Annotated in this window: 12 protein-coding genes; 8 read left to right on the forward strand and 4 right to left on the reverse strand. The window is 75.1% G+C overall.

Annotated features, from left to right (window positions below; genetic code table 11):
• Positions 1-2 precede the first annotated feature (2 nt).
• Complete coding sequence (locus tag ABZ885_RS29245) at positions 3-962, forward strand: hypothetical protein (RefSeq protein ID WP_360194928.1); 960 nt, start codon at positions 3-5, stop codon at positions 960-962.
• 10 nt (positions 963-972) lie between these two features.
• Here the strand turns inward: ABZ885_RS29245 and ABZ885_RS29250 are convergent, their stop codons facing one another.
• Both ABZ885_RS29250 and ABZ885_RS29255 read right to left on the reverse strand, forming a co-directional pair.
• Positions 973-1953 (reverse strand): aminoglycoside phosphotransferase family protein, encoded by a 981-nt coding sequence (locus ABZ885_RS29250; RefSeq protein WP_360194931.1) that lies wholly within the window; start codon positions 1951-1953, stop codon positions 973-975.
• A gap of 63 nt (positions 1954-2016) precedes the next feature.
• Positions 2017-2874 (reverse strand): LysR family substrate-binding domain-containing protein, encoded by an 858-nt coding sequence (locus tag ABZ885_RS29255; protein ID WP_360194934.1) that lies wholly within the window; start codon positions 2872-2874, stop codon positions 2017-2019.
• Positions 2875-2931: 57 nt separating this feature from the next.
• Between ABZ885_RS29255 and ABZ885_RS29260 the strand changes: the two genes are divergently transcribed.
• The 3 genes from ABZ885_RS29260 to ABZ885_RS29270 all read left to right on the forward strand — a co-directional run bounded on the left by ABZ885_RS29260 (position 2932) and on the right by ABZ885_RS29270 (position 5183).
• Positions 2932-3360 carry a DUF5997 family protein gene (locus ABZ885_RS29260; RefSeq protein ID WP_360194937.1) on the forward strand — a complete coding sequence of 143 codons (429 nt, stop codon included), beginning with the start codon at positions 2932-2934 and terminating at the stop codon, positions 3358-3360.
• 607 nt (positions 3361-3967) lie between these two features.
• A complete protein-coding gene (locus ABZ885_RS29265) occupies positions 3968-4045 on the forward strand; it encodes a tryptorubin family RiPP precursor (protein ID WP_350540985.1) in 78 nt (25 codons plus the stop codon).
• 94 nt (positions 4046-4139) lie between these two features.
• Positions 4140-5183: a cytochrome P450 gene (locus ABZ885_RS29270; RefSeq protein ID WP_360194940.1), complete on the forward strand. Its 1044-nt coding sequence runs from the start codon at positions 4140-4142 to the stop codon at positions 5181-5183.
• 31 nt (positions 5184-5214) lie between these two features.
• Here the strand turns inward: ABZ885_RS29270 and ABZ885_RS29275 are convergent, their stop codons facing one another.
• Positions 5215-5613 (reverse strand): nuclear transport factor 2 family protein, encoded by a 399-nt coding sequence (locus ABZ885_RS29275; protein WP_360194943.1) that lies wholly within the window; start codon positions 5611-5613, stop codon positions 5215-5217.
• Positions 5614-5796: 183 nt separating this feature from the next.
• Here ABZ885_RS29275 and ABZ885_RS29280 point away from each other — a divergent pair, with 183 nt between their 5' ends.
• The 3 genes from ABZ885_RS29280 to ABZ885_RS29290 are packed head-to-tail and all read left to right on the forward strand — an operon-like array spanning position 5797 to position 8673.
• On the forward strand, positions 5797-6609 hold the full coding sequence (locus ABZ885_RS29280; RefSeq protein ID WP_360194946.1) for a CPBP family intramembrane glutamic endopeptidase: 813 nt from the start codon (positions 5797-5799) through the stop codon (positions 6607-6609).
• A gap of 4 nt (positions 6610-6613) precedes the next feature.
• Positions 6614-8077, forward strand: coding sequence for a sensor histidine kinase (locus ABZ885_RS29285; protein ID WP_360194949.1), 1464 nt, complete (start codon positions 6614-6616; stop codon positions 8075-8077).
• On the forward strand, positions 8029-8673 hold the full coding sequence (locus tag ABZ885_RS29290; RefSeq protein ID WP_360194952.1) for a response regulator transcription factor: 645 nt from the start codon (positions 8029-8031) through the stop codon (positions 8671-8673). The genes ABZ885_RS29285 and ABZ885_RS29290 overlap by 49 nt, the downstream gene beginning before the upstream one ends.
• 49 nt (positions 8674-8722) lie before the next feature.
• On the opposite strand, the gene ABZ885_RS29295 is transcribed toward ABZ885_RS29290, so the two are convergent.
• A complete protein-coding gene (locus ABZ885_RS29295; protein WP_360194956.1) occupies positions 8723-9604 on the reverse strand; it encodes an S-methyl-5'-thioadenosine phosphorylase in 882 nt (293 codons plus the stop codon).
• A 222-nt stretch (positions 9605-9826) separates the two neighbouring features.
• Between ABZ885_RS29295 and ABZ885_RS29300 the strand changes: the two genes are divergently transcribed.
• The coding region (locus tag ABZ885_RS29300; RefSeq protein ID WP_360194959.1) for an ATP-binding cassette domain-containing protein at positions 9827-10027 on the forward strand (201 nt) is incomplete at its 3' end.

The following is a 10027-nucleotide window of genomic DNA, read 5'->3' on the forward strand; positions in this document are numbered from 1 at the left end:
CCATTGCTGTTCCACTCGTACCCCACCCCCCGCACTACCGATCTGTCAAACTCCGGCGCACCCCCCACCGGCTCCCCCCCCACCCGTCCGGCCCCCTCGGCGGCCCCGGCGCCGGGACCCCCGCCGGGACCGCCGCCGGGACGGCCGGCGACCAGCTGCCCGGCGGCCTCCAGGTCTCCGAACGCGGCTACACCCTCAGCCTGGACAACCCCTTCGTGACCGCCGGCGCCCCCACCGACCTGCGCTTCCGCATCCTCGGCGCGGACGGCCGCCCGGTCACCGACTACCGCCCCGCGCACGAGAAGGAGCTGCACCTGATCGTCGCCCCGCGCGACCTCGCCACCTTCCAGCACCTGCATCCCACCCGGGCCGCCGACGGCACCTGGAGCGCGACGGCCGCCCTGCCGGCCGCCGGCGAGTACCGGGTCCTCGCCGACTTCACCCCGGCCGGCACCACCGAGGGCCTCACCCTCGGCGCCGACCTCCACGCCGCCGGCGACCTGCACCCCGCACCGCTGCCGGAAACCGGCCGCACCGCCACCGTCGACGGCTACACCGTCACCCTGGGCGGCGACCTCACGCCCGGCAGGCCCGCCCGGCTCACGCTCGGCGTCACCCGGGACGGCCGGCCGGTCACCGACCTGCAGCCCTACCTCGGCGCCTACGGCCACCTGGTCGCGCTGCGCGCCGGCGACCTGGCCTACCTCCACGTCCACCCGGAGAGCACCGCGCCCGGGCCGGAGATCGCCTTCACCGGCACCGCACCGAGCCCGGGCACGTACCGGCTCTTCCTCGACTTCCGGCACGGGGACACCGTCCGCACCGCCGCCTTCACCGTCACGGCCGGGGCGGGCGCGGCGGCCGAGGCTGGCACGGGTACGGAGGCCGCGGCGGGGGCGGGTACGGAGGCGGAGGCCGAGGCGGCCCAGGCTGCGCCGGCCCCGGAGGGCCACCGCCACTGAGCCCGGCGCCTCAGCCGTAGCGCCGCAGCAGCTCCTCGATGTACTCCTCCAGCCGCGCGGTGAGCAGCGCCGCGGTCAGGTCCGCCCGGCCGAGATCACGCCAGCTCACCCCGACCTTCTCCGCGTCCGGCGCGAAGGCCAGCGCGTCGAGCAGCCGCCAGTACAGGTGGTCGGCCGGGTCCGCGGCCAGTTCCCCGCCGGCCGCCCGGTAGCGGTCGGCGAACTCCAGCCCGGCCGGAACGCCGTGCAGCAGCGCGAGCGCGGTGGAGCAGTGCGCGACGTCCAGGTCGGCCGGGCCCCACGAGGTCTCCACCCAGTCGACCACGCCGGTGATCCGCAGCGCTTCCCCGTCCTCCTCCGTGCCGAACAGCACGTTGCCCGGGTGGTAGTCGCGGTGCAGGAAGCGGCCCCGGAAGGGCGGCGGCGGACGGCGGATGACCTCGACGGCCCGCTCCCACACCCCGGGGCGCGCGCTCCGCTCCGGCCGCCGCACGCCCTCCGCGGTCACCCACGCCTGGTAGTCGCGCGGCCGCTCGTCCTCCGGCACGTCGAGGCCGTGGATCCGGACCAGCTGCTCGGCGAGCAGCCGGCAGCGCTCGTCCAGCCGCTCCCCGTCCACCCGGACGGCTCCGGGCAGCACGGTCATCAGCAGCGACGGGTGGTCACAGAACTCCCCCGTCGCGTCCACTCCGCGCAGGGTGGCCGCGGGTACGCCGGTGCCGTCCGCGGCGAGCCTGGTGAGGATGGCCGCCTCGCGGGAGAGCAGGCCTTCCGCGTGCCGGAGGTAGAACGGCCGGACGAACGAGCGGAGCACCAACTCCCCCGGCCCGTCCGGCCCTTCGATGCTCAGGCGGCGCATGTCCGCGGTGAAGCCACCCCGTAACCGGGTGTCCCCCGTCACCCTGCCGCCGTCGGCCAGTTGCGCCTCGACCCACGCCCGGGTCGCCGCCCGGTCCCGCCGGTCCCGGTCCTCCGCCACGAATTCGCTCATGGCTCGTCAGCCTAGGGCCCTGGGACGAGCCCACCCGGGCGCGGCGGCCGGTCCCGCCCGGGATCAGCGCCCGGGGCGGCCCCGGCGGGCGCCGCCGGACTTGCCGGCTCCGGGCTTGGCGCCACCGGAGCGGCCGCCGGCCGCCCGCCCGGTGCCCGGCTTCCCGGTGCCGCCACCCCGGCCGGCCGCGGATTTCCCGCCCACCGTCTTGCCACCCGCCGTCTTGGCGCCTGCCGTCTTGCCGCCCGGCTTCGCGGACGGCTTGCCGCCCGTCTGCTGCTGCTTCGGCCGCTCGGGCTCCGCGGCCTGGGTGCGGCCGCGCGAGCTGTTCACCGTCCGCCCGCGGACGATGCCGATGAACTCCTCCACCAGGTCGGTCGTCCGGTCCTGCAGCCAGGAGAGCGCCACCTGCGACTGCGGCGCGTCCGGCACCGGCCGGTAGGTGAGGTCCCGGCGGTGGTGCAGCCGGGCGAGCGACTGCGGGACGAGCAGCACGCCGACGTTCGCGGCCACCAGCTCGATCGCGTCGCCCGTGGTGGCCGGCCGCTCGATCGCGGGCCGCCCCGGCAGGGTCTGCCAGCCGAGCGCGTCGTCCAGCGGGTGGAAGACGATCTCGTCGGCGAGGTCCGCGACCGGCACCTCCTCGGCCGCCGCCAGCCAGTGGTCCTTCGGGAAGACGACCACCGTGGTCTCGGTGTAGAGGGGGATCGCACTGAGATTGTCCCGGTCGACCGGGAGCCGGACCAGCCCGGCGTCCGCACCGCCGCCCAGCAGCGTCGGCTCGCCCTCCTCGACCGGCACCGCGACCAGGGTGAGCGGGACGTCCGGGAGCCGCTGCTCCCAGACGCGCACCCACTTACCGGGCGTCACGCCCGGAACATACGCCAGTCGGAACGAGGGGTTCGCCTGCATCTCTGTCACGCAGCAAGGCTACCGACCGTGACCGGGGCCGCCACTCACTCGCTTACCCTTATGACCATGACATCGCTCAAGCCGAAGACCACCCAGACCATGAAGCCGGCCACGGCGGCCAAGAAACTGGGCATCTACCTCGACGCCGCCCCCGCCGACTTCCGGGAGGGCGTGGTTTCCCGCGAGGAGCTGAACGCCCTGCAGGCCGAGCCGCCGGCCTGGCTCCAGGAGCTGCGCCGCAACGGCCCGCACCCGCGCCCGGTCGTCGCCGCCAAGCTCGGCGTCTCGATCGCCGGCCTGGCCCGCGGCGGGGTCACCGAGGCCCTCACCACGGAGCAGATCGACGCCCTGAAGCAGGAGAACCCGTCCTGGCTGGAGCGCGAGCGCACCGTCCAGGCCGAGGTCCGCAAGGAGACCGTGCGGATCAAGGAGAAGCACGAGAAGGAGCAGCAGAAGCAGGCCGCCGCCCCGGCCGCGCCCGCCAGGAAGCGCTGACCCCGGCCGCGCACCACTGACGCCGCCGCACCGGCAGGCCCTCACCGGCCGCCGGGCGGCGGCGCGCGTCGTTCACGGGCCGGTTCCGCACCGCGGGCAGCAGGCGCGCCCCGGCCCGGCCCGCCAGGTCCGGCCCGGCGGCCCCGCCCGGCCCAGCGGCGCGGCTGCGCGACCGACGCCGCTGCGCGGGTGCCCGAAAGGGCAGACCGAACGTTCCGTCGGCCCCCGCCCCGGCCCCGCCCGCTCCCCCGCGCGAGCCGGCCCCGCCGACCCCCGGCCGGGCCACGTCCGCCCGGCCGCCGTCCGCCGGAGGGCGCGGACCAGCACGGTCGTGGATTCCCCGGCGCCTTTACAGCCGCCCCAACCGTACGGATCCGCCCGGGTCGGACATTCCACCCCTTCCACCGCCAACCGGCCGCCGGGGAATGCGAAACCTCCCACAGCCGGAATTCCGCGGGTGACCTGCGCCACTTGACGCGGTTTTCGGGCCCGGGCTTCACTTTTTCCAGGCACGGCGGAAGCGGACCACGGAATTCCGCGGATTCACCACCGCCCCCGCCGGGTCGTTCTGCAAGCGTCCTTTCCGACGTCAGACGGAGGTACTGTCATGAAGCTCGTGCATTTCGTGAAGAAGGTCATGCCGGAGAAGAGCCTGAAGGCCTACGCGTGGTACGGCTGGATCTGACCGGGTAGTCCGCCGCCCGGCCCGTGCCCGGTGGGTCCCCGTTCCCCCGGGCACGGGCCGTTCCTCCTGTGCCGACCACCCTTGGAGTTCACCGATGGCCATGTCCCGCACGGGCAGGAACGCCCGGGTCACCGTCTTCGCACCGCGGATCGACGCGCTGCTCCGCGAGCACCGCGGGGCGGACCTCTTCCGCCTGGAGGAGGACACCGTCGGGGTCGCCGGCGTCGACCTGATGGACCGCCTGCTCCGCAGCCGGCCGGCCAACGCCGAGGAGCGGCCGACGTTCAAGCCCGTCCAGGGGCGGCAGGTCACCCGGACCGACGCGTCCGCGCTCATGCAGGCCGTGTCCGCCGACGTCCGGGCCGCGCTCAGGAAGCCGCTCGGCCGGCCCGATCTCACCGGGAAATGGCCGCACGTCGCCCACGTGTACCTCCGGGACCTCGTTTTCGGCCGCGAGAGTTTCCGGTTCCGCATTCTGGTGGACCGCCGGCTGGAACTCACGCCGAAACTGACCTGGATGGCGGTCGCGGCCGGGACGGCCATGCTCGGAAAACCCGGGGCGGGAATTCCGCTGTCCCAGCTGGCGGCCCGCGCGCTGAATGCCGAGAACTACCAGGACCGGCGTTTCGCGATGTACCTCTACCGGCGGGTGGCCGCCCCGGTCTGTTCCACCGTGTCCGCACTGGCGACGAATGCGCTCTGGCTGGGCGCGCCGTTCGACGAGGGCGTATCGAACCGGGACATCCTGCTGGAGGCGCTCCGCCTGCTGCCCCCGTCCTGGAACCTCCTGCGGATGGCCTCGCCCGAGTACCCCGCCGTGGACGGCCGGATCGGCCGCGCGGACGACATCCTGATGTTCCCGCTGCTGAGCCACCGCGATCCCCGGCTCTGGGACGACCCGGAGGCGTTCCGCCCGGAGCGGTGGAAGGACCTCGACCCCGACGACCAGCCCGGCTACCTCCCGTTCGGCCACGCGGACGAGCGCTGCTGGGGCCGGCACATGGTCATGCCGCTGGCCGAGCGGCTGCTCGACCTCGTGCGCCGCGACGGCCTCGTGGTGAGCCCGGAGCAGACCGTCGGGAGGGTCGAGCTGGACGGCCTGCTGGAGGTCGCCGGCGTGCGGATGGTCCGGGGCTGAGGCCGCGCCACCCCGGGGCCGGGGGTTGCCGTCAGGGCCGGTCGTACCAGGAGAACGCGGCGATCCGCCAGCCCTCCGGGGTGCGGACGAACTGGATCGTCTTCGTCCCGGTGCCCTCGTACGGCTCGCCGTCCAGGATGCCCGACTTGCGGTACTCGCCGAACCGGGAGGCGATGTCGCCCGCGATCTCGGTCCGCTCCGAGGTCTCCCACTCGGAGAACTCCACCAGCCGCCCGCCGCCGAGCAGTTGCTCGCGCGGCGCGATGAACTCCTCCACGGTGTAGACGGTGTAGCCCGGGCCGGTCACGACGATCACGGCACCCGGGAGGAGCAGCCTGCGCAGCCGGCCGACGTCGGCCGACCTGCCGCCCCGGTTGTCGAAGGAGCCGAAGAATTCGGCGGTCAGCGCGTCGATCTCCACCTTGGACATGACGCCGACAGTAACAGTGCAATGGCACCCGGCGGCAGGGGTTGCGCCCGCGGAGGAGTGCACCTGGGTACACCCCCTCCGGACAGCTACCCGCAATGGCCTGCACCGCCGCGCCCGGCAGAGTCGACGGCGACGCGTCCGACGGTGACGCGGACGGACCGGACGAGCGGGAGGCCAGGCGGTATGCGTGTATGGAAGGCGGAAGCGGGGGTGTTCCTCGCCGTCGCGTTCACGGCGGCCGGGGCGTTGGGCGCGGTGCAGCCCGCGACGGGGATTCCGGCGGAGGTCGTCCAGCTGACCCAGTTCGGCCCCGCCGCCGGGGTGGCCGCGGTGGCCCTGCTGTGGCCCTCCCGGATCCGGCGCCGACTCGCCGGCTCCCTGCCCGCCCGGCCCGCCCTGCCCGCCCGGCGGACCCCGGGCGGGCCGGAGCGGCGGCCGGGACGGGAGATGTGGCTGCTGCTCACCGCACCGCTGGTCATCGCCCTGAGCGCGGGCACGTACGCCGTGACGGCGGCGGCCGGCACCGCTCTGTCGACCGGCCCGGGCGCGCTCGGGCACCCGTTCGCGCTGATCGCGGTGGCCCAACTGGCCGGCGCCTGCGGCGAGGAGATCGGCTGGCGGTGCCTGTTCCAGCCGCTGGTGCGGACGCGGTTCGGCCCGGTCACGGCCTCCGTCCTGGTGGGGGCGGTGTGGGGCGCCTGGCACGTCCGGGTGTTCGCCCAGGCCCCGGCGTACGCCGCCGGGTTCCTGCTCGCGACCGTGGCGATGTCGGTCGTCCTCGGGCTCGGCCTGGAGCACGTCCGCGCCAACCGGCTGCTGCTCGCGGGTGGCTTCCACACCCTGGTCAACCTCGGCATGCTGCTGTTCATGGACGAGGAGTCCGGCGCGGTGCTGCCGATGCTGCTGTTCGGCGGGGCGTGCCTGCTGGCGGCCGTGCCATGGGTGCTGCGGGCACCGGCGGATAGGATCCTGGCGGCGCCGCACGGGGCGCGCTGAGGGCATGGAACAACGGGTGGTCATGGCGGCGGGGGACGGACGCCCTGATGGCGGCCGGACCGCGTTCGGACGCGGCCGGGCCGCGGTGCGGCGCGGCTGGGTGGCCGCCGGGCGGTGCCAACTGCTGTCGCTGGCCGCCTTCGTGGTGACCGCGGCCGGCGGGCTCGTGGTGGGCGCGCTGCTCCTGCTCCCCGTCGGCCTGGGGCGCGCCCTGCTGCCGCCCGCCGCGACGGCCCTGCGCCGGCTCTCCGACCGCCACCGCTCCTGGACCGCCCGCTGGACGGGGACCGTGATCAGCCCGCCCGAACCGCTGGCCGGCGCGGCGGCCGGCAGCGGGGCCGGCGGTGCTCCCGGCGTGCCTGCCGGGGTGCGCTCAGGGGTGCCTGGTGGGGTGCGCTCAGGGGTGCCTGGTGGGGTGCGTGCCGGGAGCCGCGGCGGGGACGGCTCCCGGGACCGCCGCCGCCGGTCGTCCCGCATCCTCGGCGACGAGGGCTTCTGGCGCGACCTCAGGTGGGCCTGGCTGGAGCCGTGGACCGGCGGGCTGCTGGTCGCGCTCCCGCTCGCGCTCATCCACTACGGGCTGTTCGGCGCACTGGTGCAGCCGTTCGTCTGGCGGCTCCTCGGCGACGGCAACTGGTACGCCTTCGTCCCCGTCGAGTCCCCGGCCACCATGCTGGCCGCCCTGGTCCTCGGCCTCGGGTTCGTCGCGGCCGGGGTCCGACTCGCCCCCACCGCCCTGGAGTGGCACGCCCGTTGGAGCCGGCGGGCGCTCTCCGCGCCCTACCGCACCGCACTCGAGCGCCGCATCGAGCACCTCACCGACACCCGCGCCGACGCGCTCGACGCCCAGGCGGCCGAACTCCGGCGCATCGAACGGGATCTGCACGACGGGGCGCAGGCCCGGCTGGTCGCCCTCGGCATGGCCCTGGACAAGGCCACCCAGCTGCTCGACAGCGACCCGCAGGCCGCCCGCGCGCTACTGGACGACGTCCGCGCCACCTCGTCCCGGGCGCTGCAGGACCTCCGCGACCTGGTCCACGGCATCCACCCGCCCGTCCTCGCGGACCGCGGACTCGGCGACGCCGTGCGGTCCCTGGCGCTCGACAGCTTACTCGACGTGCACGTCGAGGCCCGCCTGCCCGGCCGGCTGCCGGCCGCGGTCGAGTCCGCCGCCTACTTCGCCGTCGGCGAGCTGCTCGCCAACGCCGGCAAGCACTCCGGCGCCCGCGAGGTCCGGATCCGGCTGGAGCACGCCGGCCCCGCGCTGCGCATCACGGTCGGCGACGACGGCCGCGGCGGGGCCGACCCCGCCCGGGGCGGCGGGCTGCACGGCATCCGGCGCAGGCTGAGCACCTTCGACGGAACCCTCGCCCTGCACAGCCCGCCGGGCGGCCCGACCATCGCGACCCTGGAGATACCGTGCGCGTCGTCCTCGCCGAAGACCTCTTCCTGCTCCGGGACGGGCTGAGCCGCACCCTCCAGGAGCACGGCTTCGAGGTGGTCGCGGCCGTGGACAACGGCCCCGCGCTGCTGCGGGCCCTGCACGAGGAGCGGCCGGACGTCGCCGTGGTCGACATCCGCCTGCCGCCGACCTTCACCGACGAGGGCCTGCAGGCCGCGCTGGAGGCGCGCCGCCTCCGCCCGGCCTTCCCCGTCCTGATCCTCTCCCAGTACGTCGACCAGCTGTACGCCCACGAGCTGCTGGCCGGCGGCGAGGGCGCCGTCGGCTACCTGCTCAAGGACCGGGTCACCCACACCGCCCAGTTCGTCGACGCCGTCCGCTCGGTGGCGTCCGGCGGCACGGTGATGGACCCGCAGGTCATCGCCCGGCTGCTGGCCCGCAGCGACGCCCGCGGCACCACCGCCGAGCTCACGGCCCGCGAGCACGACGTGCTGGAGCTGATGGCCGAGGGCCGCTCGAACGCCGCCATCATGCACACCCTGCACATCAGCGAGAGCGCCGTCGCCAAGCACACCGCGAGCATCTTCGCCAAGCTGCGGATCGAGGCCTCCGCGGACGACAACCGCCGCGTCCTCGCCGTCCTCGCCTACCTCAAGCGCTGAGCCCCGGCGGCCGCCCGCGCCGGGGCGGCCGCCCGCGCGCCGGGGCGGTTCACGCCGGTCCGCCCCCGACACCGGGCAGGCCGGTGGTGAGGCCGTCCAGGGCGTGCGAGCAGATGCAGTCGCGGGTGGCGGGCAGCTTGCCGAGGGCCTCGAACAGGACGGTGCGCAGCCGGTCGACGTTGTGGGCGAAGACCTCCAGGACCTCGGTGTGGGTGACGCCCTCGCCGCTTTCGACGCCGGCGTCGAGGTCGGTGACGAGGGCGAGCGAGGTGTAGCAGAGGCCGAGTTCGCGGGCGAGGACGGCTTCGGGGTGGCCGGTCATGCCGACCACCGACCAGCCGTTGGCGGTGTACCAGCGGGATTCGGCGCGGGTGGAGAAGCGCGGGCCCTCGATGACCACGAGGGTGCCGCCGTCGACCGGCTCCCAGGCGGCGTCGCGGGCGGCGTCCAGTGCCGCGGCCCGCCCGGCCGGGCAGTACGGGTCCGCCATGGAGACGTGCACCACCTCGGGCAGTCCGCCGCCGGGCAGGGGCAGGCCGTCGTAGTAGGTCTGCACCCGGCCGGAGGTGCGGTCGACGAACTGGTCGGGGACGAGCAGCGTGCCCGGCCCGTACTCGGGGCGCAGCCCGCCGACCGCGCACGGCCCGAGCACCTGGCGGACGCCGAGCGAGTGCAGCGCCCAGAGGTTGGCGCGGTAGTCGATCCGGTGCGGCGGGATCCGGTGGCCCCGGCCGTGCCGGGGCAGGAACGCCACGGTGCGGCCGGCCACCTCGCCGAGGAACAGCGAGTCGCTGGGCGGCCCGTACGGGGTGTCGACGGCGACCTCGGTGACGTCGTCCAGCAGCGCGTACAGGCCGGAGCCGCCGATCACGCCCAGGTCCGCGCGCGGGGTCGTGCCGGTCGCGTACCGATGGGGCGTCAGGTCCGTCATGTCGGTGAGCCTTTCCTCCGGAGAACTGGCCCCGCCAGCGTAGGCCGCAGATCTCCGGAACCGTTCGGGGGCGCTCGCACCTCCATATGTCGGCGGACTGCATATGACTTTCCCCGACGGGTGCGCTATACATACTCGGTATGCAGCCTCGCCGACCGGGGGGACGTCCCACCCGCCGGCCGCAGGCTTCCGCCGTCATGCCACTTCCCGAGGGGGACCCCCATGTCTCAGACCAGTCCCGATCCGTCCGGGAGCGCCGTCCGACCGGTGCTGCACCTGGACCACGTCACCCGGGTCCACGGCCAGGGCGCCGGCGAGGTCCAGGCGTTGCGCGGGGTCGACCTGAAGGTCCACCCCGGCGAGTTCGTCGCCGTGATGGGCCCGTCCGGCTCCGGCAAGTCCACCCTGCTGACCCTCGCGGGC

This window comes from Kitasatospora sp. NPDC047058, assembly GCF_040643935.1.
GTDB lineage: Bacteria > Actinomycetota > Actinomycetes > Streptomycetales > Streptomycetaceae > Kitasatospora.

Bases quoted from the DNA above. Each gene is read 5' to 3' on its own strand.
- ABZ885_RS29270 (WP_360194940.1), top strand. From the start codon at position 4,140: ATGGCCATGTCCCGCACGGGCAGGAACGCCCGGGTCACCGTCTTCGCA.
- ABZ885_RS29275 (WP_360194943.1), bottom strand. From the start codon at position 5,613: ATGTCCAAGGTGGAGATCGACGCGCTGACCGCCGAATTCTTCGGCTCC.
- ABZ885_RS29260 (WP_360194937.1), top strand. From the start codon at position 2,932: ATGACATCGCTCAAGCCGAAGACCACCCAGACCATGAAGCCGGCCACG.
- ABZ885_RS29280 (WP_360194946.1), top strand. From the start codon at position 5,797: ATGCGTGTATGGAAGGCGGAAGCGGGGGTGTTCCTCGCCGTCGCGTTC.
- ABZ885_RS29295 (WP_360194956.1), bottom strand. From the start codon at position 9,604: ATGACGGACCTGACGCCCCATCGGTACGCGACCGGCACGACCCCGCGC.
- ABZ885_RS29265 (WP_350540985.1), top strand. From the start codon at position 3,968: ATGAAGCTCGTGCATTTCGTGAAGAAGGTCATGCCGGAGAAGAGCCTG.
- ABZ885_RS29285 (WP_360194949.1), top strand. From the start codon at position 6,614: ATGGAACAACGGGTGGTCATGGCGGCGGGGGACGGACGCCCTGATGGC.
- ABZ885_RS29250 (WP_360194931.1), bottom strand. From the start codon at position 1,953: ATGAGCGAATTCGTGGCGGAGGACCGGGACCGGCGGGACCGGGCGGCG.